The sequence below is a fragment of the Acinetobacter lwoffii genome (assembly GCF_022967985.1).
GTDB lineage: Bacteria > Pseudomonadota > Gammaproteobacteria > Pseudomonadales > Moraxellaceae > Acinetobacter.
On record NZ_JALJVC010000014.1, the window covers coordinates 37,343 to 60,444 of the forward strand.

At 43.5% G+C, this 23,102-nt stretch carries 20 protein-coding genes and 2 tRNA genes; 11 read left to right on the forward strand and 11 right to left on the reverse strand.

Annotation, left to right across the window (positions count from 1 at the left end; genetic code table 11):
- Nucleotides 1-332 precede the first annotated feature (332 nt).
- Both exaC and MWG72_RS09630 read right to left on the reverse strand, forming a co-directional pair.
- A complete protein-coding gene (exaC, locus tag MWG72_RS09625; RefSeq protein WP_247143923.1) occupies nucleotides 333-1,844 on the reverse strand; it encodes an acetaldehyde dehydrogenase ExaC in 1,512 nt (503 codons plus the stop codon).
- Nucleotides 1,845-2,189: 345 nt separating this feature from the next.
- Nucleotides 2,190-3,152, reverse strand: a complete 963-nt coding sequence (locus tag MWG72_RS09630) for an alpha/beta hydrolase (RefSeq protein WP_247143924.1) — start codon at nucleotides 3,150-3,152, stop codon at nucleotides 2,190-2,192.
- 294 nt (nucleotides 3,153-3,446) lie between these two features.
- Here MWG72_RS09630 and MWG72_RS09635 point away from each other — a divergent pair, with 294 nt between their 5' ends.
- Nucleotides 3,447-5,147: an NAD-dependent malic enzyme gene (locus MWG72_RS09635; RefSeq protein ID WP_148334873.1), complete on the forward strand. Its 1,701-nt coding sequence runs from the start codon at nucleotides 3,447-3,449 to the stop codon at nucleotides 5,145-5,147.
- Between the two features lie 263 nt (nucleotides 5,148-5,410).
- On the opposite strand, the gene MWG72_RS09640 is transcribed toward MWG72_RS09635, so the two are convergent.
- Together MWG72_RS09640 and MWG72_RS09645 are read right to left on the reverse strand one after the other, a co-directional pair.
- A tRNA-Gly gene (locus MWG72_RS09640) sits at nucleotides 5,411-5,486 on the reverse strand.
- A gap of 48 nt (nucleotides 5,487-5,534) precedes the next feature.
- A tRNA-Gly gene (locus MWG72_RS09645) sits at nucleotides 5,535-5,607 on the reverse strand.
- Nucleotides 5,608-5,840: 233 nt separating this feature from the next.
- Between MWG72_RS09645 and MWG72_RS09650 the strand changes: the two genes are divergently transcribed.
- The 5 genes from MWG72_RS09650 to MWG72_RS09670 all read left to right on the forward strand — a co-directional run bounded on the left by MWG72_RS09650 (nucleotide 5,841) and on the right by MWG72_RS09670 (nucleotide 8,681).
- Entirely contained in the window at nucleotides 5,841-6,149 is a 309-nt protein-coding gene (locus MWG72_RS09650; protein WP_004280957.1) for a BolA family protein, read from the forward strand.
- Nucleotides 6,150-6,158: 9 nt separating this feature from the next.
- On the forward strand, nucleotides 6,159-6,551 hold the full coding sequence (locus MWG72_RS09655; RefSeq protein WP_005108384.1) for a SirB2 family protein: 393 nt from the start codon (nucleotides 6,159-6,161) through the stop codon (nucleotides 6,549-6,551).
- A 96-nt stretch (nucleotides 6,552-6,647) separates the two neighbouring features.
- Entirely contained in the window at nucleotides 6,648-7,484 is an 837-nt protein-coding gene (locus MWG72_RS09660) for a ParA family protein (RefSeq protein ID WP_004280959.1), read from the forward strand.
- A 13-nt stretch (nucleotides 7,485-7,497) separates the two neighbouring features.
- Entirely contained in the window at nucleotides 7,498-7,890 is a 393-nt protein-coding gene (locus MWG72_RS09665) for a hypothetical protein (protein WP_247143925.1), read from the forward strand.
- A 197-nt stretch (nucleotides 7,891-8,087) separates the two neighbouring features.
- A complete protein-coding gene (locus MWG72_RS09670; RefSeq protein WP_121979886.1) occupies nucleotides 8,088-8,681 on the forward strand; it encodes a threonine transporter RhtB in 594 nt (197 codons plus the stop codon).
- A 37-nt stretch (nucleotides 8,682-8,718) separates the two neighbouring features.
- On the opposite strand, the gene MWG72_RS09675 is transcribed toward MWG72_RS09670, so the two are convergent.
- On the reverse strand, nucleotides 8,719-9,357 hold the full coding sequence (locus MWG72_RS09675) for a DedA family protein (RefSeq protein ID WP_121979887.1): 639 nt from the start codon (nucleotides 9,355-9,357) through the stop codon (nucleotides 8,719-8,721).
- 344 nt (nucleotides 9,358-9,701) lie between these two features.
- Here MWG72_RS09675 and guaA point away from each other — a divergent pair, with 344 nt between their 5' ends.
- Both guaA and MWG72_RS09685 read left to right on the forward strand, forming a co-directional pair.
- Nucleotides 9,702-11,270, forward strand: coding sequence for a glutamine-hydrolyzing GMP synthase (gene guaA, locus MWG72_RS09680; RefSeq protein ID WP_005245345.1), 1,569 nt, complete (start codon nucleotides 9,702-9,704; stop codon nucleotides 11,268-11,270).
- A gap of 159 nt (nucleotides 11,271-11,429) precedes the next feature.
- Nucleotides 11,430-12,362: a restriction endonuclease gene (locus MWG72_RS09685; protein ID WP_247143926.1), complete on the forward strand. Its 933-nt coding sequence runs from the start codon at nucleotides 11,430-11,432 to the stop codon at nucleotides 12,360-12,362.
- An 8-nt stretch (nucleotides 12,363-12,370) separates the two neighbouring features.
- On the opposite strand, the gene MWG72_RS09690 is transcribed toward MWG72_RS09685, so the two are convergent.
- Entirely contained in the window at nucleotides 12,371-13,594 is a 1,224-nt protein-coding gene (locus tag MWG72_RS09690; protein WP_247143927.1) for a GGDEF domain-containing protein, read from the reverse strand.
- A 190-nt stretch (nucleotides 13,595-13,784) separates the two neighbouring features.
- Nucleotides 13,785-15,107, reverse strand: coding sequence for a GGDEF domain-containing protein (locus tag MWG72_RS09695; RefSeq protein WP_005264631.1), 1,323 nt, complete (start codon nucleotides 15,105-15,107; stop codon nucleotides 13,785-13,787).
- A 498-nt stretch (nucleotides 15,108-15,605) separates the two neighbouring features.
- Between MWG72_RS09695 and MWG72_RS09700 the strand changes: the two genes are divergently transcribed.
- Nucleotides 15,606-16,553 (forward strand): pirin family protein, encoded by a 948-nt coding sequence (locus MWG72_RS09700; RefSeq protein WP_005108391.1) that lies wholly within the window; start codon nucleotides 15,606-15,608, stop codon nucleotides 16,551-16,553.
- Between the two features lie 160 nt (nucleotides 16,554-16,713).
- Entirely contained in the window at nucleotides 16,714-17,364 is a 651-nt protein-coding gene (locus MWG72_RS09705) for a glutathione S-transferase family protein (RefSeq protein WP_005245338.1), read from the forward strand.
- Nucleotides 17,365-17,410: 46 nt separating this feature from the next.
- On the opposite strand, the gene phoR is transcribed toward MWG72_RS09705, so the two are convergent.
- The 3 genes from phoR to MWG72_RS09720 form a co-directional block, all read right to left on the reverse strand.
- Nucleotides 17,411-18,769, reverse strand: coding sequence for a phosphate regulon sensor histidine kinase PhoR (phoR, locus tag MWG72_RS09710; protein WP_005245337.1), 1,359 nt, complete (start codon nucleotides 18,767-18,769; stop codon nucleotides 17,411-17,413).
- 25 nt (nucleotides 18,770-18,794) lie between these two features.
- Nucleotides 18,795-19,505 carry a phosphate regulon transcriptional regulator PhoB gene (phoB, locus tag MWG72_RS09715; RefSeq protein WP_004280972.1) on the reverse strand — a complete coding sequence of 237 codons (711 nt, stop codon included), beginning with the start codon at nucleotides 19,503-19,505 and terminating at the stop codon, nucleotides 18,795-18,797.
- A 249-nt stretch (nucleotides 19,506-19,754) separates the two neighbouring features.
- Nucleotides 19,755-20,432 carry a TetR/AcrR family transcriptional regulator gene (locus MWG72_RS09720; RefSeq protein WP_247143928.1) on the reverse strand — a complete coding sequence of 226 codons (678 nt, stop codon included), beginning with the start codon at nucleotides 20,430-20,432 and terminating at the stop codon, nucleotides 19,755-19,757.
- Between the two features lie 223 nt (nucleotides 20,433-20,655).
- Between MWG72_RS09720 and MWG72_RS09725 the strand changes: the two genes are divergently transcribed.
- A complete protein-coding gene (locus tag MWG72_RS09725) occupies nucleotides 20,656-21,504 on the forward strand; it encodes an SDR family NAD(P)-dependent oxidoreductase (protein ID WP_247143929.1) in 849 nt (282 codons plus the stop codon).
- A gap of 117 nt (nucleotides 21,505-21,621) precedes the next feature.
- Here MWG72_RS09725 and MWG72_RS09730 read toward each other — a convergent pair whose 3' ends face one another.
- Nucleotides 21,622-22,986, reverse strand: coding sequence for an MATE family efflux transporter (locus MWG72_RS09730; protein ID WP_005249600.1), 1,365 nt, complete (start codon nucleotides 22,984-22,986; stop codon nucleotides 21,622-21,624).
- Nucleotides 22,987-23,102 lie beyond the last annotated feature (116 nt).

Below are 23,102 nucleotides of genomic sequence, written 5' to 3' on the forward strand. Positions count from 1 at the left end.
CTTTTTGCGCAATTTTGCCTATGCTTATTGCTTTCCCTCTAGTGGTTCATTGTTATACACAGTCTTGATAAACATGAAAAGCCGACTTTAAATGAAAGCCTGGGCTTTATGCAGGTTTTTTGAGCAATTAAAAAGCATAAAAAATGAGAAACTTAGGTGAAATCAACATAAGCTCAGACATTAAGGTGTTTTTAGAAAGTATTTTTATTCATTGTCAGTCATTCAATGGAATTCTGGACGAACAATGTTGGGAAATTTTACCTAGTATTAAAAATTTTTAAAAAATAGGGGATTAAAAGCGGACCGAAGCCCGCTTTTAATCATCAGGTTGTTTAGAAAAAACCTGCCGGTTTGGTTGAATAGCTCACCAGCAAGTTTTTGGTTTGCTGATAATGATCTAGCATCATTCTGTGATTCTCACGTCCAATGCCTGATTTTTTATAACCACCGAAAGCCGCATGCGCAGGATAGATGTGATAACAGTTGGTCCACACCCGACCCGCCTGAATAGCACGACCAGCGCGGTAGGTGGTATTTGCCGAACGTGACCAGACACCGGCACCGAGTCCGTAAATCGTATCGTTGGCGATCTTGATCGCATCGTCGAAGTCTTTAAAGGTGGTCACAGCCAGTACAGGTCCGAAGATTTCATCCTGAAAGGTCTTCATGTCATTGGTGCCTTTAAAGATGGTCGGTTCAATATAGAAACCTTGACCGACTTCCTGACGTGCTTCACCGCCAGTCAGGATCTGTGCACCTTCTTCACGGCCAGTGGCAATACAGCCCAGAATCTTGTCCTGCTGTTCCTGAGAAGCTTGCGCGCCAATCATAGTATCAGTATCCAGTGGATGACCGGTTTTAATGCGTTGTACCCGTTCTACTGCACGCGCTAAAAACTCATCGGCAATACTTTCCTGTACCAAGGCCCGGGAAGGGCAGGTACAGATTTCACCCTGGTTCAGGGCAAACATGGCAAAGCCTTCCAGTGCCTTGTCCAGATAATCGTCTTCCTGATCCATAATGTCGGCAAAGAACAAGTTTGGTGATTTACCGCCAAGTTCCAGAGTCACCGGAATAATATTTTCAGTCGCATATTGCATGATCAGCTGACCCACTGCGGTTGAACCGGTAAAGGCAATCTTGGCAATGCGTGGGTTGGTGGCTAGCGGGCGACCGACTTCAACCCCATAACCATTGACGATATTCAGGACACCCGGTGGCAAAATATCCTGAATCAGTTCAGCCAGAACCAGAATACTGACCGGGGTCTGTTCTGCAGGTTTCAGCACAATACAGTTGCCTGCAGCCAGGGCGGGTGCCAGTTTCCAGGCGGCCATCAGAATCGGGAAATTCCAGGGAATGATTTGTCCGACTACACCAAGCGGTTCATGGAAATGGTAGGCAATGGTATCTTCATCAATTTCGGAAATGCCGCCTTCCTGAGCACGGATACAGCCGGCAAAATAACGAAAATGGTCAATAGCCAGCGGAATATCGGCAGCCAGCGTTTCACGGATCGGTTTGCCATTGTCCCAGGTTTCTGCCACCGCCAACATTTCCAGATTTTGTTCCAGACGATCTGCAATTTTCAACAGAATATTGGAGCGGGTGGTCGGCGATGCTCTGTTCCATTGTTCTTTGGCTTTGTGCGCTGCATCCAGGGCCAATTCAATGTCTTCTACAGAAGAACGCGGAACCTTGGTAAAGACTTTGCCATCTACCGGAGAGATGTTGTCAAAGTATTCACCTTTGACCGGAGCGACCCATTCGCCGCCAATGAAATTATCGTATTGTGTTTTAAATTGGATTTTTGAACCGTCAGTATTGGGGTCTGCATAACGCATAATCTATTCCTTTATATGATTGTTAGTGGTGCAGGTCGAGCGCATGTTGCCGATCAAAAAATATAGGCGCTTCTGCATTCAGCTCTACTATAAAGAGGGAAAAAGACGGGCGGTTGTTTGTTTACAGGCTTGCTACAAAAGACAATATTTGGAGACAAGCAGTAGAAGAATAAAAGTTATAAATTCTCAAGTCTTAAATTTAAAAACAAGGGTTTATAGCACTTATAAACCATCGAAAAATTGGCATATTTTCAATGTGCTTAATTACATTCCAACCTAATAAGGATTCAAAAGAAGCCAAGCAGGAGAAATGAGGGCAAGTTTCATTTCTCCTTTCGCATTTATCTAAAGCCCTTTGTCATGCAGCCATTGAAACAGTTGCTGATAAACCTGCTCACGCACAGATTGCTCTGAAAGTACCAGATCATGTAAACCGTTCCGGATACTTTGAACCGTGACATCGCCTTTAATTTTTTTGGCATATTTCTGAATGTCTTTAATGCCTAGAATTACATCACTGCTCTGCGCCGCTTTGCCCCATTTTTTAGGATATAAAGTCTGATGCGAATGCATGATCAGTACCGGAACATCGAGCTGAACACCGTGATGAATTTCTTTCTGTGCCTTATGAATGGCACGAATAAAACTGATCCGAACCATCGGGTAGCGGGTCTTTTTCCAGTCCAGACTGAAGTCCCATTCACCTTTTAAATCCTTATGCAGGCTGGTGGCATACCACTTGTTTAGCTCGCTTGGAAATTTAAGATTGGGAAAAATTTTGGCCAGTCTGCTCAGTTGCGGAATGCCAAGCGCACGTTTAATCGGATTCATATTGAAGTCATAAAATGGACTGTTGACCCAAAGTGCTTTAATTAAAGAATGCTGCGGATGATGTGCCGCATACAGGGTCGTGGTCAGGCCGCCGGTAGAATGACCACAGAGCAGGGCAGCATCGTGACCCTCGGCTGCTATAATGTCGAGTGCCTGGGTAATTTCTGCATCATATTCAGCAAGGTCATACACGTTATAATATTTTTGATGCGGCAGAATCGAACGGCCGTATTTTCTCAAATCCAGCGCATAAAAATCAAAACCATGCTGATTAAAGCGCTCTGCCATTTCGGTCTGAAAAAAATAATCGATAAAGCCGTGAATATATAGAACTGCTTTTTTTGTGGGTTGGGCTGCTTTTTTACGGATCAGGGTTGCTACGACTTTGCCCTCATAATCATCGGGAAAGTTTAAGGTCGCTTGTTCATAGCCTGTCCCCAGAATATCGAGCTGATAAAGCGGTTGCAGTTCACTCATTTTTATACTCGTTCATCTTATTAAATTTATGCTTTATCCTTGATGAGCTGAGGTTTTTTGTCAAACAGATCTTGCTACTTATTTGGATTAATAAAACCAATACCGGTTCATGTTAAAATCAACCCCGAACGTATGCTAAAAAAAGAGTGTTATCAGATTATAAAATCCTGCTAAAAGTATTATCAATTTACTAAATGACCTAACAGCTTAAAATCAGGCTAAGCTATATAAAATAAACAAAGTGATGTGACTATTTTGGCAGAACTGCCGAAGATTGATTAGATGAGTTAAATAATGCCCAGAGAAAATTTGAACAGTAAACGCCCTTTATATATTCCTTATGCTGGAAATACTCTGCTAGAACTCCCACTACTCAATAAAGGCTCTGCATTTTCTGAAGAAGAGCGTAGAAGCTTTAACTTGCATGGCTTGATTCCTCATGTCACCGAGACGATTGAAGAACAAAGTCAGCGTTCTTATCAGCAGTATTGTGCTTTTAGCAGTGATATTAACAAGCATATTTATTTGCGGAATATTCAGGATACCAATGAGACCCTGTTTTACCATCTGATTGAAAATCACCTCAGTGAGATGATGCCGATTATCTATACCCCGACTGTGGGTGAGGCATGTCAGCGCTTTTCTGATATTTATCGCCGTCATCGTGGGATCTTTATTTCCTATCCTGACCGTGATCAGATCGACCAGATTATTCACAATATCAATAAAAAGAACGTGAAAGTGATTGTGATTACAGATGGTGAGCGCATTTTGGGTCTTGGAGATCAAGGCATCGGTGGTATGGGGATTCCCATTGGAAAACTGGCACTCTACACCGCATGTGGCGGGATCAGTCCGGCCTATACCTTACCGATTACTCTTGATGTCGGTACCAATAATCAGCAGTTGTTGAATGACCCGATTTATATGGGCTGGCGTGAACCGCGAATCAGCGGCGATGAATACTATGCTTTTGTCGAGACGGTGATTCAGGCGATTCAACAGCGCTGGCCAGATGCCTTAATTCAGTTTGAAGACTTTGCACAGAAAAATGCCATGCCTTTACTGGAAAAGTATCGTGATCGAATCTGTTGTTTCAATGATGATATTCAGGGCACCGCAGCAGTGTCTGTGGGCAGCCTGATTGCTGCTTCGCGCGCAGCAGGCAAACAGCTTAAAGATCAGGTAGTTACTTTCCTGGGTGCTGGTTCAGCCGGTTGCGGGATTGCAGAACAGATCATTAAGCAAATGGTTGCTGAGGGCTTGAGTGATGCTGAAGCGCGTGCACGCGTGCTTATGGTCGACCGCTTTGGTCTGATCACAGAGAATCAGCCGAATTTACTGGACTTCCAGCGCAAACTGGCACAGCCTCTTGAAAATGTAGAAAGCTGGGCAGATGCAGAGAGCATGATTTCTCTGCTAGATGTAGTTAAGCGTGCCAAACCGACGGTATTGATTGGCGTATCTGGACAGCCGGGTTTATTCACTCAGGAAGTGATTGAAGCCATGGCTGAAAATAGTGTACAGCCGATTATTTTCCCTTTATCTAACCCGACTTCCCGCGTAGAAGCTGTTCCGGCCGATATCTTGCAATGGACCAATGGCAGAGCATTGATTGCGACAGGTAGCCCATTTGCACCAGTGAATTATCAGGGACAGATTCATCATATCTCCCAATGCAATAACTCTTATATTTTTCCGGGTATCGGTCTGGGTGTAGTTGCTTCAGGTGCGAAACGTGTCACAGATAATATGCTGATGGCCTCGAGTAATGCCTTGGCGGACTGTTCTCCGAAACTGAAAGACCCTCAGGCAGATTTACTGCCGAATCTGGATTGTTTACAGTCAATTTCGAAGCAGATTGCCTTAAAAGTAGCGCTTGCTGCGATTGAAGACGGAGTAGCACCGAAAGTTAGTGTAGAAGAATTACAGCTAGCAATAGAGCATAATTTCTGGACACCGCAATACCGTAACTATCAGCGAATTACCTTTTAATTATATTGAAAATGGACTCTGTATTGTGGCTAGTGGTTTGCTAGCTTGAGTTCATCTGATGCGTTGGTGAAATATAAAAAGCCCTGATCTTTTGATGAGGGCTTTTTTATTGTCTTAGGAGTGTCATAGTCATATCTTGGTTATAAAATCAGAAAGTACTTTAAGAATTTTTTATTGAATGAAATAAAAATGAAAGGATCATTTAAAAAATAACATCAGTATAAAAAAAGCCCCGATCTTTCGATCAGGGCTTTTTTAGAATCTGGAGCGGGAAAGGAGACTCGAACTCCCGACCCCAACCTTGGCAAGGTTATGCTCTACCAACTGAGCTATTCCCGCGGAGTCTATAAAGTTTTTTAAATGAAAAAACTAAATGAAAAAATTTTGAGCGGGAAAGGAGACTCGAACTCCCGACCCCAACCTTGGCAAGGTTATGCTCTACCAACTGAGCTATTCCCGCATGCCGTGTATAATACAGCATGCAAAAATGTGGTCAACACCTTTGTTAAAAATCTTGCATCAATTGCATAAAATAAAAGCAAAATGCTGTAGACCAGACAATAAATAACCAATATTCATATAAAAATCAATAAATTTTCGCCACAATCAATGGATTGCATCTGAACAGATTACCGAAATACTCGGCAGAACAAGGTATACTGGAACTATATTTTTGAAGATTGGAGTCAGGCCATGAGCTTAGAACAACAACTGAAAGATCGTTTGGCGCAATTATCCCCAACCCATTTGGAAGTGGTGAATGAATCTTCGGGTCATGGCGGTTATTTTCCGGGAAAAGAATCGCATTTTAAAACCGTGATTGTGAGTCAGGCTTTTGCCGGTTTACGTCCAGTCCAGCGTCATCAGAAAGTTTATGCTGCTGCGGGTGATCTGCTGTCAAAAGATAAGATTCATGCGTTGGCTATTCATGCATTTTTGCCTGAAGAATGGGCAGGCCAGGACACGACCAGCCCTGCTTGTGCACACGCACCTAAAAACTAAGAGGACATGATGGAAACCCAACTTTTAGTCAAGATTATTCATATGTCGGCAGCAGGACTGGCCATTGTCGCCATTCTTGCCCGCGCATTAACCTTGTTTGTCGGTACACAAGGGAATTTACCTAATCCGGTGGCACGTACAGCGTTAGTCGCTTTACAGCATTTAGCTATCACGGTGATTGCACTGACCGGTATAGTATCGCTCGTCCTGAAAGACTTTGATGTACAGCCTTGGTTCTATGCCAAAGTCATTTTATTTTTGGTGCTAGTGTCCTCTCTAGGCAAAGCCTATAAAAAAGATGATTCGATCTTGCTGTCGCAGCGTCGTGCTGGCTTAGTTATTGCTGTAGTTTCATTGGTGTCTATTCTGGCTTTGGTGATGATCAAGCCAAATTTTGGCTAAAAGCAAGCTGGCTGTGATGATCAGCACAGCCAGTCCATGCAAATAATTAGAAAATACAAATGTTGTAAAAGTAATTAAAAATGTGAGGAGGGGGACATGCGTACACGTGTGGTATTTAATCAAAAGGGTGGGGTAGGCAAGTCGAGTATTACTGTCAATCTGGCAGCGATCAGTGCACATCAGGGTTTAAAAACCTTATTGATTGACCTGGATCCGCAGGCCAACTCTAGCCAGTATGTGCTGGGTGATGATGCGACGTATTCTAGTGACAAGCCGGCACTCGAACCGAATATCGAAAACTATTTTGAAGATGTACTCGGTAATCAGCAAAGCAAGGGCTTGCTTGGTAATGCGATTGGCTCGATTTTAAAAAGTCGTAGCAAAGGTCTGGAAAGCTATGTGCATCAATCTTCTTTTAAACATCTGGATGTTATTCCGGCTAGCCCAACACTGGGTGCATTGGCCCATGCACTGGAGTCCAAGCACAAGATTTATAAGCTACGAGATGCCTTGCAACAACTGTCGGGGCATTATGACCGGGTATTTATTGATACACCGCCTGCATTCAATTTCTTTACCCTCTCTGCTCTCATTGCGGCGAACCGCGTGCTGATTCCATTTGACTGTGATGTATTTTCTAAACGTGCCCTACAGACCCTGATTGAAAATGTCATTGAAACCCAGGATGACCATAATGAAGGGCTGGAAATCGAAGGGATTGTCGTGAACCAGTTTCAGGCACAGGCCAAATTACCGCGTGAAGTGGTACAACAGCTCAAAGATGAAGGCTTACCGGTCCTCGACAGTATGTTGCCACCGTCGATCTTGATGAAAGAATCTCATCAGAAAAATCAGCCTTTGATTCATTTGGCTACTGATCATAAATTGACTCAGGCCTATCAATCGTTGTTCAATGAGATAGAGCAGAATTAAGATCGAGTTAGCTATGAAACTTGTGAAAATAAGCCTGAGTATTGCTGCACTTGCATTACTGAGTGCCTGTGCAACGCCGGTAAAACCGACTTATGTGTCGCCAACCCTGTATCAGACTTTGGGTTGTTCGCAACTACAGGGTGAATATAACCGTATTCAGCAGTATATCGACAATGGCGTTGAGCCACCGAAACGTACTGGCGTCGGTGTAGGCGTTGGTCTTGGTGGTGGCTGGGGCAGTCGCGGTGGTTGGGGTATTGGCCCGAGTGTTTCGGTCAATATGGGACAGTCATCCGATACCAAAAGAACCGAACTGGCACGGATTTTAGGCGAGCAGGAAGCGATTGTACAGGCCGCGCGTTATAAGAACTGTCCGATCATCGTTCAGCAGGCGACGCCTAAATAAATCATTCAACATTAAACGGATAAATGCTGACTTTAGGTCGGCATTTTTTATTGTTTTCATCAAGAATAGGGCAGTTTAAATTAAGATAAAACTCACGGGAAATTGACCAGACTATATAAAAATCTGAAATTTATAAGCTTGTTATCCCACTTCCATATTGATTAAGCTACAACCTTGGCCCGGAAAAGTTCATTGCGATGATTGAAAATTGGTTATTTGTTTTAGGACTCATTGCTGTACTGATGGTTCCAGGGCCTGCCAATGCCTTGGTGGCCAGTTCCGCTCATCAGCAGGGGCAGGCCAAAACCAGTCTCTATCTTCCTGCCATTTTGCTCGGTTATTTTTATGCCATTAATGTCTGGGCTTTGTTGATTCATCTGGCGTCACCGATCTGGCCAAATTTTAAAGGCTTGGTCTATGTACTGAGTACCATCTGTGTGGGCTGGATGACCTTACATTTATATAAGGCTCAGCAGTTAGAACGTTACAGCAAGAACCATCCGCAGATTCGCCCTTGGCAAATGTTTAGGACTACCTTAACAAATCCTAAAGCAGCACTGTTGGCCTCCGGAATTTTACCGATGGAAACCTGGCAAAGCCCGACCAACTTCGTTCTGGTTTTTGCTGCCTTTAGCTTGAGCACCGTTCCGGTCGGGATTTTCTGGATGGTCTTTGGTCAGGCCATTTTGACCAGTTCATCTGAAAAAATAAAAGCCGGCCTCATTTATAAAGGCGCGGCTCTATTTATCCTGCTTTGTCTGATCCCACTCCTGATCAAGCTCTGGGATTAAGCGCACAGGCTGTAAAAAATCTTAATGTAAAAAGTTCTTAAGCTGTTTTACTTTTTTTTAGCTTTTGTTGAATAAAGCCAATCACACCTGGCAATACACTTAAAATAATGATGCCAAAAATTAGATAGGTGAAGTTGTCTTTAATGATCGGCATATTGCCAAACATATAGCCCAAAATGACAAATGATCCAATCCAGGCGAATGCACCCACCACGTTATAGGTCAGGAAATATTTGTAATTCATGCTGCCAGCACCGGCAACGAAGGGTGCAAAGGTACGGGCAAAAGGAACAAAACGCGCGAAAATAATAGTCTTACCACCATGTCTGGCAAAGAATTGCTGGGTCGCCAATAAATGTTTTTTATTGATGAAGCGCGATTCGATCTCGAAAACCCGAGGACCAATATATTTACCAATATGATAATTCAGGGTATCACCCAGAACTGCTGCAACAAACAAGAGTGGAATCAGCACCCATGGATCCATCGCACCTGTAGAGGCTGCCAGTGCCCCTGCTGCAAATAGCAAGCTGTCGCCGGGCAGGAACGGCATCACCACCAGACCTGTTTCTACAAAGATAATCAGGAAAAGAATGGCATAAATCCAGATCCCGTAATTGGTGATAAATTCAAGCAAGTGATCATCAACATGCAAGATAAAATCAATCAGTTCCATGAGCCCAGTACAAGCAAAAGTGTGGTCAAATCCTAACAGCCCGGGGCATGAAAGTCAGTACCAGAAAGTAAAATAATTAACGCTTCATTCATCTTCAATCGAGCCAAAATTTCTCTTACATATTATCTTCAGATTTTTATAAAAATAGACTTAATTGGATTAAATCTTGAGCTTAAAAATATAAAAATGACAGATCAAACAAGGCATCCGAAGGGATGCTTTGTTGTGCTAGAAATATAATGCAATCAACTAAATGCATACCTAATGCGAATTGTGTGCTTAATGCGCTGAAAAATGTTAGAATACGGCGCTTATCTTTCGTTTGCCTTTCATAGTTGTTCGTCATGACTACCAATACTCAAATTACTGAAGATCGTATCCTGATTCTGGATTTCGGTTCTCAATATAGTCAGCTCATCGCACGTCGTGTCCGTGAAGCTGGTGTATATTCTGAAATGTATGCCTATGATATGTCTGAAGAAGACATTCGTGCATTTAATCCAAACGGTATCATCTTGTCTGGTGGACCTGAGAGCGTTCACCTTGAGGGCAGCCCGCGTGCGCCGCAAGTGGTATTCGAGCTGGGTGTGCCGGTATTGGGTATTTGTTATGGCCTGCAAACCATGTGCGAACAACTTGGCGGTAAAGTTGAGCCAGGTACTGTGCATGAGTTTGGCTATGCAGAAGTAGATATTGTTGTACGTGACAAGCTGATCGGTAATTTACAGGACCGTGAAAACCAGCTGCATGTCTGGATGAGTCATGGTGACAAGGTTGCCCGTATTCCAGAAGGCTTCCAGATCACTGCACAGACGCCAAGCTGTCCAATTGCGATGGTTTCTGACGAAACTCGCCGTTTCTATGGTATTCAGTTCCATCCTGAAGTGACACATACTTCTAAAGGTGCAGAATTACTGTCGAACTTCGTGCATCAAATTTGTGGCTGTCGCGGTCTGTGGACGCCAGAACACATTATTGATCTACGTGTAGAGCAGCTTCGCCAACAGATTGGTGATGAAAAAGTATTACTAGGACTTTCTGGTGGTGTGGATTCATCTGTAGTGGCAGCGCTGTTGCATAAAGCGATCGGTGATCAGCTGACCTGTGTATTTGTAGACAACGGTTTGCTTCGTTTGAACGAAGGCGATCAAGTGATGCAAATGTTTGCTGATAACATGGGTATCCGCGTGATTCGTGCTGATGCTGAAGAGCGTTTCTTGACTGCGCTTGCAGGTGAAGTTGATCCTGAAGCAAAACGTAAAATTATTGGCCGTGAATTTATTGCTGTCTTCGCTGAAGAAGCACGTAAATTAGATGGCGTAAAATTCCTTGCACAAGGTACGATTTATCCAGACGTGATTGAATCTGCTGCAAGCAAGCAGGGTAAGGCGCATGTGATTAAATCACACCATAATGTGGGTGGTTTACCAGCAGATCTAGCGTTTGAACTGGTTGAACCATTACGTGACTTATTTAAAGATGAAGTACGTAAATTGGGTACGACTTTAGGCTTGCCACACAGCATGATCTACCGTCATCCATTCCCGGGCCCAGGTCTTGGTGTGCGTATCCTGGGTGAAGTGAAAAAAGAATATGCAGACATTTTACGTCTTGCGGATGACATTTTCATGCAGGAACTGCGTGCCAGCGGCTGGTATGACAAGACTGCTCAAGCATTTGCAGTATTCCAGCCAGTAAAATCGGTGGGTGTAGTCGGTGATGGCCGTCGTTATGCATGGGTGATTGCACTGCGTGCGGTAGAAACCGTGGACTTTATGACGGCTCGTTTCGCGCATCTTCCTTATGATTTAGTCGATAAGATCTCGACCCGTATCATGAATGAAATTGCTGAAGTTTCTCGTGTTGTGTATGACGTATCGTCTAAGCCACCTGCAACGATTGAATGGGAGTAATTTAGGGGTTTCGGACAGCACTGCTGTCCGCCTAAATTACGCCAAGCGCTAGGCGCGCGGCAGTATCTGGTTTATCAGATATAACCTAATAAAAAAGAGCGCTTCGGCGCTCTTTTTTTGATTTATACTGAATAAAAATAAACCTTTAAAAGCTAAAAAATGCCTTTACCTACTTATGATCAATTAATGCTGCCTTTAATGAAATTATTATCAGAATTAAATGAGCCAATAAAAATTTCGGATGCTGCGAATATCCTAGCTGAACGTTCCAATTTACACGAAGAGGATTTAAATAAAATTCTTCCGAGCGGGAAAAATATATTTAAAGATAGAGTGGCATGGGCAAAGACCTACTTAGTTAAGGCGGGCTTAGTTCAACAACCGAAGAGAGCATATTGTGAGATTAGTAGCTTGGGTAGACAGGTTGATTTAAAAAGTTTAGATGCTATAACAAATGAATATTTAGCACAGTTCAACGGATTTTCAGATTTTAAATTAGGAAAGAAAAATAAAGATGAGTTTGGGATCGGGAATCTACAAGTTATTGAAAGCCTAAATAGTTACCAAGAAACTCAGACTCCAGAAGAAACAATCCAGAACACAACGGAATTATTAAAATCTGATTTGAAAAGTGATTTGCTTCAGATGGTAAAAGATAAATCTCCTTCATTTTTTGAAAGACTGGTTGTCGATCTTCTGGTGGCAATGGGCTACGGCGGTTCACATCAAGATGCAGCTCAAGCGATTGGTAAAACCAACGATGGTGGAATTGATGGTGTAATTAGTGAAGATCGATTAGGGCTAGATAAAATTTACATCCAAGCGAAACGTTGGAAAGATACTGTTGGTCGTCCCGACATTCAACAGTTTAAAGGTGCTTTGGCCGATCAAGTTGCTAAGAAGAGTGTATTCATTACTACGTCAAGTTTCAGTAAAGAGGCCATTGAGTCGGCAAGAAAATCCGGTATTGTTTTAATTGATGGCGATAAGCTGACGTCTTTAATGATTGAATTTGGTTTAGGTGTACAAATAGAACGTAGTTTTCATATCTATAAAATCGACCAAGATCGTTTTGATGAAGATAATTTTTAACGGGTAATTTAAGCCGGTTTAACCTGCCAGTTTTGCAGCTCCCCAGCTAAACTTTGCTCCAGATCTGGATCATAAGCTTCAACCCGATTCCGTCCATTGGCTTTAGCCTGATATAAGGCAATATCGGCCTGTTTAATCAGGGTCATTAAATCTGTTTCACAGCTTTCCAGAATGGCAGCACCAATCGAAATGCTAAAACTGAAACGATGCTGGCTGTCTAGATCGATCACAATATTTTCAATGTTATGCCTTAAACGCTCGGCAACTTTTAGCGCTTCATCCAGAGAGGTTTCGGGTAAAAATGCAATAAATTCTTCACCGCCATAGCGTGCCAAAATATCATGCTGTCGCATTTCACTGCGTGTGCTCAGGGCAATCGTCTGTAAGACCTGATCTCCGATATCATGACCATAACGATCATTAATCTGCTTAAAATGATCGACATCAAATACCAGTAAACTCATAGGTACCGGTTGATCAAAATTCTGTTGTACCAGTTGTTGCGCGAGATATTCAAAACAGCGACGGTTATTCAGGCCGGTGAGGGAATCGGTATGGGCCATATTTTCAAAGGCCTGCCGGTTATATTCATTCAGGGTATGCTGCAAGAATACCATGCGTGATTTTAAGGTTGAGCTCCAACTAATATAAAGACTGAAGGTCAATACCGGCAGATAAATCAGGGAAAATAAAAACATCTGGTACAGGTCAGACCGAGTATTGAAATATACACCGATGTAAATCATCAGGGTAATCAGACTTGAAGTAATCAAAGACGGCCAGAACCGGATCTGCACACATAAATTGGCCAGTACAATAAAGACTAAGGAGGCATATTGATAAATGAGGGTATAAGCACTTTCAGACTGATTCAGATTAAAAAACCAGATGGCACTTGCACCAATAATCGAGGTAGGCAAGAGCAGATCAAAGACAGGCAGATTGCGGTAAGAGTGATACATCCAGATCGTGATCAGTACGATCAGGATGGTATAGCTGATTTTGGTCAAAATGAGTAACTTGAGAATATCATTCAGCACCAGAATATCGGCGAGGGTATAAGAGGCATATGCCAGCTGTGCGAATAAATTGACCTGTAATAAGTATTTTAAAGTGAGTTTTTTCTGATAAGCATAGTAGGCCGGTTTTAGAGGTGCAGGAATACGAACAAGCGGATCTTGAAGAGCCTCCTGAATCAGGGTACGTGATTCTTTTTCGTTATCATGCGGCATGCAGCCTTCCCAAATTAAAATATATAAAAATGAATAAGATGAAATTTATATATAGTTGTATAAAAAATATTCTATTCTTTTGTTGGATATTTTAAAAGTGGAAGAATCAAATTTATTTTATAAAATGAAATCCCCGATTAACGCATTCTAAGAATGATCCTAGCTTATAGAACAGACTAATGATTCAGCTTTAATTCGCCGTTGACTGGGCTGGTTGAGTGTCTGGCTTAAATACATTCCAGGGATTTTCTGTTGCTGGCTTGGGCTTATTCAGCATATCCGGATGATAGACTTCAATCCGGTTTCGGCCAGACTTCTTGGCTTGATATAAGGCAATATCGGCTTGTTTGATCAGATCTTCCAGAGTCTGGGTATGGGATTCTAGTTCTGCAACACCGATCGAAATGGTGAACCGGATGGCATGATTGGATTCAACATAAATATACTGCTTTTGAATTGCACAACGAATTCGTTCTGCAATCACCAGGCTGTCTTGTAGCTGAGTATCTTCCAGGAGAGCGATAAACTCTTCCCCGCCAAAACGTGCCAGTACATCGCTATGCCGCATTTCTTTACGGGTCACTTCAGCAATCAGTTGTAGCACCCGATCACCGACATCATGCCCATAGCTATCATTAATATTTTTAAAATGATCCACATCAAACATCAACAGGCAGCTACTGGCATGTTTGGGCCATTGATGAATAGAGCGTTCAGCCATATCGACAAAATGGCGACGGTTGTAGAGCTGGGTCAAATCATCGGTATGTGCCAGATTCTTTAAGGTTTGATAGTTCCATTCATCAAGCAGGGAGCGCAGAAAAGAACGCCGCACATTCAGAATATTATTCCAGTTAATATAAATGCTAAAAAACCACAGTGGACTAAAGACCACACTAAAAATAAAGGCTTGAGAGGCACTCATGAACTGGGTCACCCCAAGCATGATAAACAGCGCAATCAAGATGGAGCAATAGACTGCGACTTTAAACTGGGTCTGCACACAGAGATTGGCGATAAGAATAAAGATCGCAGAGGCATAAATATAGGTGGCAACATGGGGACTGGTTGAAAGCGCGAGTAAGCTAATCCAGGCCGCTGCAGCTACAGTGGTGCCTATCGGCAAGATTCTGTCCAAAATCTGAATATTTTTATATTTTTTAAACAGGTAATAACAGCAAAACATCGCCCCCAGAACCAGAACGACGCGCATCAGACCAGAAATAAAAAACATGTCTGGAATAATCAGGATATCGGCAAAGAAATACAGTAAAAAGGCAATTTGCGCCAGATAGTTAATTTGACGCAAGTTATGATGACTATGCGTATAGACATAATCATGAAAATACTGCTGAAACAGGGCAGGGATACGGGCATGAGGATCTGTCAGCGCCTGTTCAATCAGCTGACGGTTTTGCAGATCACATTCAGATAATTTCAGTGATTTATCGGTCGTCGAATTTTGAAAAGATACATTCGCCGTTGAATATATATTCTCATTCTGAGCAGACATGTCCTGGTCCAGTATTATTTTTATAGGTGCCTATTATGCCGTGTTTGAGTAAAAAATAACCTCCCAAAAATTGGGTATCCGGGAAGTTTTTAAAGCTAAAACGTAACAAAATTTGTGTTTTATAAAATTGAAAGTGATTGAAATACATGAATAATCATCTTATTCATTGGGGTCTTTAGTTGTTGTGGATTCGTTTCACGTGAAACATAAATGACATTCCTGATCTTCAGTTTATTTAAACTCCTAACGTCATGTACCTAAATCATGATTGACTTGTTAAAACTCAAGTTTGGGGCTTTGAATATAAATCTCATCAGCTTTTCAGAATTTAAATTGATGGGACTAGTGAGGCGTTTTATACGTATCTAAATATTTCCAGGGATAGATTTTGCCCATAGACCCTGTACATTGTCCTGAACAGAGAGGCATCTTGAATCGGTCAAATACATGTCTCACCCACTCAAAAAGTAGAATGAAAATGCCGAGGTAAGCTCAGCCATGTCGAATAATAGTGATATTGAACTGTCGAATTCTGATGATTGCGAAAAGTATGTGAATCAGTTTATTCAGGAGTTTCCTTTACGTCGCGCGGAAATCGGACAGGGCACCGTGATTAAACGTGCCTTGCCAAGCAGACATAAGCGCATGATAGGTGCCTGGTGTTTTCTGGATCATGCGGGTCCGGCCATTTTCCCGCAAGGAGATGGTCTGGATATCGGCCCTCATCCACACATTGGTCTGCAGACCTTTACTTGGATGATCGAAGGCAGCATGATGCACAATGACAGTCTGGGAAATCAGCAGTTGATTCGTCCCAAGCAGGTCAATCTGATGACCTCGGGCTATGGTATCTCACATACTGAAGTTTCTCCGGAAAGTGAGACCCATATGCATGCAGCACAGTTGTGGATTGCCTTGCCGGACGACAAGATCAATATGGCACCAGGTTTTGAACATTATCCTGAATTGCCGGTCGTCAATGAGCAAGGCATTGAATTTACCGTGCTGGTCGGAGAATATTTAAAAACGAGATCACCGGTTAAAGTACATAGCGAACTACTCGGAGTAGACCTGTATGCAGCTCAAAGTACTAGTGCGCGCTTGCCTCTGAATCCGAAATTTGAATATGGCTTTATGGTGCTTGAGGGGACGGCCAGTATAAATGGGCATGAACTAAATGAAGATAATATGCTGATCCTGGAGCCCGGCTTACAGCAGGTCAATGCTGAAGTTCATGCCGGGAGCCGGCTGCTATTGATTGGTGGGGAGCCATTTGAAAGCCCGATTTTACTGTGGTGGAATTTGGTCGGGCGCACGACAGAGGAACTTAAAATTGCGCGGGAACAATGGATTGAAGGTCATGAACGTTTTGGTTCCATTCCTGCCTATGATGGACCACGTTTAGAAGCGCCCGCACTTCCAGACCAGATGCGGGCTTCCCGATAAATGCTAAAAATGATGGGAATATGGAACGCTGTCTGAGTTGAACTCAAATAATGAATCTGCAACATAGGATACATATCATTACAGTCATCAAAAAATGAGCTAGAGTCTGCTGCTTTTTGCTATGCTCAGTGGGCAAAAACAATAAAATCATGAGTCTAATATGCGTGTTTTACATCATCTCGAACAATCACGATCATTTCGTATCCTGTGGGCCATGGAAGAATTAGGACTGGATTACGAGGTTAAATACTATAAACGTCAACCCAACCTTTCTGCGCCACCGGCCTTAAAACAGATCCATCCGTTGGGTAAGGCTCCGATTCTGGTCGATCAGTCGCAGGTACTGGCAGAATCTGCGGCGATCCTGGAATATTTGCAGGAAACTTATGATGAACAGCAGCAGTTTCGCCCAGAAGATATTGCCGACAAGGCCCAGTACCGTTACTGGATGCATTATGCGGAAGGCTCGTTGATGCCGCTGCTGGTAATGCAACTGGTGATGACCACTGTACCAAAACATACCCCGTTGCTGATTCGGCCGGTGGCCAAGAAAATCTGTGATGGAGTGAAAAAACAGTTTGTACAGAGCCGTTTAAAAGATCATATCCAGTTTCTGGAAAGCTATTTGAGCGAGCATGATTATTTTGCCGGGCATTTCAGTTTTGCCGATATTCAGATGAGTTTTCCTTTAGAAGCGATGCAGAGCCGGACGGGTCAAAGCTATCCAGCGATTCAAGCCTATCTGAAACGGGTCTCGCAACGTGCAGCCTATGCGCGTGCACTGTCCAAAGAAAAACAGATCAGCTCTTAAGTACTTAAAAGAAAAGGTGCCGATGGCACCTTTTTTGATGGGTATCTTACTCTGGAAAGCTGAGACGCTCTTTGGGGAAAATCACCTTAAAGGTAGAGCCTTGGTTTTCCTTAGACTCAATTTCCAGATGTGCCTGATGTTGCATCAGCACATGTTTGACAATTGCCAATCCCAAACCGGTACCGCCAGTACGGCGGCTGCGGTCTGAATCGATGCGGTAAAAACGCTCGGTCAGACGTGGCAGATGCTTGGGATCAATCCCGATACCGTTATCTTGCACCACAAAATAAGCCGATTCACCATCATCATGCCAGCCGATGGTGATGGTGCCGCCTTTAGGCGTGTACTTGATGGCATTGGTGATCAGGTTACTAAAGGCGCTAGCCAATTCCATATCTGAACCGATCAGATCGCAATGACTGTCAATGTCCAGATTCAGGGTATGACCATAATCAATATTATAGGCCTGGGCATCATCGAATAGCTGGTTCATCAGACTCGGCATTTCAATGATCTGGTTTTTGGCAATATTCTTATCATTTTCCAGACGTGACAGCAGCAGCAGGTCGTTGACCAGAGCATTCATGCGTCGGGTTTGCGACTGCATCTGATCAAAAGCGCGTTTCCAGCGTGGATTAATATCTTCCTGATCGGTAAAGGTTTCAATATAGCCACTGAGCACGGTCAAAGGAGTGCGCAGTTCATGTGAAATATTGTCGACAAAATCCTTTCGCATCTGTTCCAGATTATGCATCCTGGTCACATCATAAGCGACCAGTACCCGGCTTTCTCCACCAAAACGGGTCATTTTGACCTGCACATAATGGTCTTCGAACAGCGAAGAACGCATTTTCAGGCCGTCGGGAGATTCATCAATATGGTGATAGTATTCGATAAAGCTTGGTTGGCGTAGCAAGGTCAGGATATTACGGCGACGGTCGTCACTGGAGATTCCGAGCAGACGTTCGGCTGCCGGATTCCACCATTCAATCTGCTGGTTTTCATCAAGTAGTACCACAGCTTCTTGTAAGGCCACCAGTGAAGACTGTGCACGATCAATCAGTTCGACCATTTCCGCCTGAACAATCCGTTCCTGACGTTGGGCGCGGTAAACATTGAAAAGTAGCGCACCCCAAATCCCGCCAATATTTGGTGGAACATCATAAGGGCGATTGGAAATCCATTCATTGACCAGATATAAGGAACGCATTTGGGTCGCAAAGAACGCCACGAAAGCAATTACGATACAAACCCAGAAATACCCAATCCCAAAACCGATAAAGCTGGCGATAATCAGGAAAAAAGCCAGTAAGCGTAAATCCTGTTTCGCAAAATCCCATAAGCTACTGTAACGGATTCTTTTATGTTCGCGTGCCAGTTCGGGGACAGGGTAGGGTTCATACATAAAACAAGATTTACCTTAAAAGATATTAACCTAAAGCGACATCTGAACGGGTCGAAAAGCGATACCCCGTTCCGCGAACGGTTTGTACAAAACGGTCTACACCATAAGGTTCCAGCACTTTACGCAAACGGCGGATATGTACATCGATGGTCCGGTCTTCAATATAGACGTTACCGCCCCACACCTGATCCAGCAATTGCGCACGGGTATAGGCACGTTCCGGATGGGTCATGAAGAATGCCAGCAAACGATATTCAGTCGGCCCCATTTCCAGAATGTTGTTACCAAAATTCACCCGCTGGCTGACCGGATCCAGAATCAGGCCATTGGCATCAATGGTTTTTTCACCGCTCAGGGCATTGGCGCGGCGCAGTACCGCCTTAATTCGGGAGACCAGTTCCCGGGTCGAGAATGGCTTGGTCATGTAGTCATCGGCACCGGCATCCAGACCTTGTACCTTGTGGTCTTCTTCACCGCGCGCTGTCAGCATGATCACCGGAATTTCTGACAGGCTTTCATCACGTTTCAGACGACGACACAGGTCCACACCGCTCACACCACCCGGCATCATCCAGTCCAGCAAAATTAATGCCGGACGCTGGTCCACAATCATCTGATGCGCCTGCTTGGCATCTTCTGCCTGTAAGCACTGAAAACCGGCCATATCCAGAGAGGTATGGATCATTTCCCGAATCGGGAGCTCGTCATCGACGATTAATATGTAGTCATCTTTCACAACGCAATACCCTATTTCATGTAAACGGTGAACCGTTTTATATTTATGACAGGCTTATTACAAAGACTAATTATGACAGTATCATTGCAGAAAGGGAAAAACTGCTGATATTCGCAAAGATTTGTGACAAATATAATGCAGAAACTTGTTAAAAAATCATAAATTAATTTTACTCATTTCCGTAGTACAGCATAAATCTGCAACTGACTGGTAAATGCAGGAAATCCTATTAAGCACAGGATTTAACAGCTATTTTTTCTCGGAAAATGACTCGAGCAGCGCCAAAAAAACCACACTACAAGACGATAAAACTTCCTCAAGCGAATACTTAAAACCACTCATTACCCAACGAATGGCAATTTGGGTGACATAACCATTTAAACCAGTCGACACCAGTGAAATTTCCTGTTCACTACGATTTAACTGCGGCATCATCAACATGACAAAGGCATGAATCATCCGGTCGAAACGTGACATGGTTTCATGAATAGTGGCCTGATTATGCAGCTCCTGCACCAGCATGGCATCAATATAAATGATCCGTGCCATGCGCGGATTGTCACGCAGGGTAGTGAGCAGCGCACTCAAACCGGCTTCGATCATTTTTTTCGGATCACTCGATGCCTGCATCATGGCCTGCATCACATTCTGTTGCAGTTCATCAATCAGTTTTAGGAAAATGGTCTGAAACAGATGTTCGCTTTTCTTGAAGGATTCATAAAAATAACGTTCAGTCAGTTTGGCTTCATTGCAGATATCTTTGACAGTAACTGAAAAAAAACCATAACTACCATAGGCTTCAATCCCGGCTTCGATGAGCTTTTCACGACGTGCCTGCTGCCGTTCAGCCATCGACAGGCCTTTAAACTGACGTTCCTTGGTTTTGGCGGGTCGTGATTTTACTGCTGAGTCGATTGAATCGGTCATAAGGCCTGTGTGCTCATCTGCATGAAGATTTTGAATATCTTAACAATAAATCACGCTTAGACCTATATAGAAATGCTCCCCTGAAATTTGGCCTCTAAGGACATGGGATAATTATTGACAATCTATATTGTCAAAACTATATTGAGGATCTGTGCTAGCTCCTGAAACAACAGAACAAGATCCTGCTGTCATGGAATGGCAGTGGTTTACATAAGGAAATTGAATGAAAAATTTTAACAATAAAGTTGCTGCGATTACCGGTGCCGGTTCAGGTATTGGTCAGCAACTGGCAGTATTACTGGCCCAGCAGGGTTGTCATTTGGCACTGAGTGATATTAATGAACAGGGTCTGGCACAAACTGTAGAATTACTCCAAGGGACTGATGTTCGTGTCACCATGCAAAAATTGAATGTGGCTGAACTGGAACAGGTGCGTAACTGGGCGGCACAGGTCGAACAGGATCATGGCAGTATCAATATGATCTTTAACAATGCCGGCGTTGCACTGGGTTCAACCGTTGAAGGGGCATCTTATGAAGAGCTGGAATGGATCGTCGGAATCAATTTCTGGGGCGTGGTTTACGGTACCAAAGAATTCCTGCCATTGATCAAGAAAACTGGCGATGGTCATGTCATCAATATTTCCAGCCTGTTTGGTTTAACAGCTCAGCCGACCCAGTCTGCTTATAATGCGACCAAGTTTGCCGTGCGTGGTTTTACTGAATCCCTGCGTCAGGAACTGGATCTGGAAAATTGTGGCGTGAGTGCACTGTGTGTGCATCCGGGGGGTATCCGTACCAACATTGCCAATGCAGCAAAAATGAATAACAGCCTGCTGACTTTAGGTATGAATCCGGAAAAATCGGCCCGTAATTTTAATAAATTATTGCGTTGTCCACCTGCAGAAGCTGCCCGTCAAATTCTGGAGGCGGTACAAAAAGACAAGCGCCGTCTGCTCATCGGCAATGATGCCAAAGCGATAGACCTGATTCAGCGAATCTTGCCGACCGGTTATCAGCATGTCACTGCACTGGCGACCCAATTTGGTAAAAGAAAGAAAAAGTCTGCTTAAGAAATTGTAAAACAGACCCGCGAAAGCGGGTTTTTTTATCGCTGTGATAGGGGCTAATTTTTTGCAAAGGAGAGTATTAACTACTGTAATGCTTTAGGCACGTAAAAAAACCTGCATTTAAATCAACGCTTCAACCGTTTTTTTCTTCCAGACAAACTGATAATACAGTCCCTGCAAAATACACAGGCTGACAAAGGCCAACGCATAGGCATACCAGATACCTTCCAGACCCCACCACCGGCTAAACAGATAAGCGGCGGGAACTTCAATACAGAGAATGGCAAAAATGTTGATTAACATTGGCACGGTCACCGTTCCACTTGAACGCATGATCGAAGCAAAAATGGCACTGGCACCAAAGAACAGAATCGACCACAGCACAATAAACAGCAGTTGTTGTCCCAGTACTACAACCTTAGGATCGGTAATAAACAGCGCCATCAGATATTTGGAGAACAGGTAGGCCAGAATCACCAGACCGCCGGTAAACAGGATATTCATACTCAGCGCAGTCCGGGTCACTTTATTGAGCAGATCCGATTTACCTGCGCCAATCGCTTGCGCACCAAATACAGATGCGGCAATTGCAATCGACAAAGCCGGAAATTGAATATAATTTAAGACCTGATTGACTGCACCATAGGCCGCTGTTGCTTCTGCGCCATAGCGGTTGACCAATCCGACAATTACCAGTCCGGCAACTGAAGTCGTGACCATTTGCACACCAGTAGGAACCCCCAGTTTCAAGATCATTCTGCTCAACTGTGGTTGATGACGAATATTTTTTAATAAGGCCCAGTCCAGCTTGAGCGGATGTTGCCTATAGTTCAAATACAGGATTAAAAACAACAGAACCGCCAGATTTCCCAGAATGGTGGCAATCGCCGGTGAGATAATGCCCATTTTAGGAAAGCCAAAATAACCGGCAATCAGGACCGGTGTCACCACCAAACCGACCCCAATGGTAAGTGCGGAAGCAAACAGGGGGGTGGTACTATCCCCAACACCGCGCAAGATGGAAGTATAAATAATATAGATAAAGATTAAGGGGCTACCCGCCAGCATCCATTGCACATAGGGCAAGGATAAATGCATCACATCCGGATCTGTGCCAAGCGCCAAGAGAATATTCTCAGCAAAAATTACCCCAAAAAGTGCAATCAAGCTGCCGCCAATCAAGGTCATAAATAAAGTTGAACCGACCACACAGCGCACTTTTTCTATATTTTTCCCGCCCCAAGCCTGGCCAATCAATACGGTAGAGCCGGCCGATAAACCAATCACAAAGGCCATCAGACAAAACAGGATCGGGAAAAAAACGGCAACAGCAGCAATCGCATTCACTCCGAGCATTTGTCCCACAAAAACCGTATTGATCGTGCCGGAGAGACTTTGCAGGATATTGGTCGCAATTAATGGCAACAGAAATACCAGAAAGGCTTTCCATAAATTCTGTTGATGAATCAGTGAGTGCTGTGCCATGCGACATCCTGTGATTGAATTATCATCTATTTGTTGATGCAGCTATTATTCGGCAGAATATAAGAAAAAGCCTTAGCTTTTAAGTAACTAAGGCATTTATTTTATGAGATTTTTAG

Bases quoted from the DNA above. Each gene is read 5' to 3' on its own strand.
- MWG72_RS09675 (WP_121979887.1), bottom strand. From the start codon at position 9,357: ATGGAACTGATTGATTTTATCTTGCATGTTGATGATCACTTGCTTGAA.
- MWG72_RS09630 (WP_247143924.1), bottom strand. From the start codon at position 3,152: ATGAGTGAACTGCAACCGCTTTATCAGCTCGATATTCTGGGGACAGGC.
- MWG72_RS09685 (WP_247143926.1), top strand. From the start codon at position 11,430: ATGCCTTTACCTACTTATGATCAATTAATGCTGCCTTTAATGAAATTA.
- MWG72_RS09690 (WP_247143927.1), bottom strand. From the start codon at position 13,594: ATGCCGCATGATAACGAAAAAGAATCACGTACCCTGATTCAGGAGGCT.
- MWG72_RS09720 (WP_247143928.1), bottom strand. From the start codon at position 20,432: ATGACCGATTCAATCGACTCAGCAGTAAAATCACGACCCGCCAAAACC.
- MWG72_RS09700 (WP_005108391.1), top strand. From the start codon at position 15,606: ATGTCGAATAATAGTGATATTGAACTGTCGAATTCTGATGATTGCGAA.
- guaA (WP_005245345.1), top strand. From the start codon at position 9,702: ATGACTACCAATACTCAAATTACTGAAGATCGTATCCTGATTCTGGAT.
- exaC (WP_247143923.1), bottom strand. From the start codon at position 1,844: ATGCGTTATGCAGACCCCAATACTGACGGTTCAAAAATCCAATTTAAA.
- MWG72_RS09655 (WP_005108384.1), top strand. From the start codon at position 6,159: ATGGAAACCCAACTTTTAGTCAAGATTATTCATATGTCGGCAGCAGGA.
- MWG72_RS09660 (WP_004280959.1), top strand. From the start codon at position 6,648: ATGCGTACACGTGTGGTATTTAATCAAAAGGGTGGGGTAGGCAAGTCG.
- MWG72_RS09650 (WP_004280957.1), top strand. From the start codon at position 5,841: ATGAGCTTAGAACAACAACTGAAAGATCGTTTGGCGCAATTATCCCCA.
- MWG72_RS09730 (WP_005249600.1), bottom strand. From the start codon at position 22,986: ATGGCACAGCACTCACTGATTCATCAACAGAATTTATGGAAAGCCTTT.
- MWG72_RS09665 (WP_247143925.1), top strand. From the start codon at position 7,498: ATGAAACTTGTGAAAATAAGCCTGAGTATTGCTGCACTTGCATTACTG.
- MWG72_RS09635 (WP_148334873.1), top strand. From the start codon at position 3,447: ATGCCCAGAGAAAATTTGAACAGTAAACGCCCTTTATATATTCCTTAT.
- MWG72_RS09725 (WP_247143929.1), top strand. From the start codon at position 20,656: ATGAAAAATTTTAACAATAAAGTTGCTGCGATTACCGGTGCCGGTTCA.
- MWG72_RS09695 (WP_005264631.1), bottom strand. From the start codon at position 15,107: ATGTCTGCTCAGAATGAGAATATATATTCAACGGCGAATGTATCTTTT.
- phoR (WP_005245337.1), bottom strand. From the start codon at position 18,769: ATGTATGAACCCTACCCTGTCCCCGAACTGGCACGCGAACATAAAAGA.
- MWG72_RS09670 (WP_121979886.1), top strand. From the start codon at position 8,088: ATGATTGAAAATTGGTTATTTGTTTTAGGACTCATTGCTGTACTGATG.
- MWG72_RS09705 (WP_005245338.1), top strand. From the start codon at position 16,714: ATGCGTGTTTTACATCATCTCGAACAATCACGATCATTTCGTATCCTG.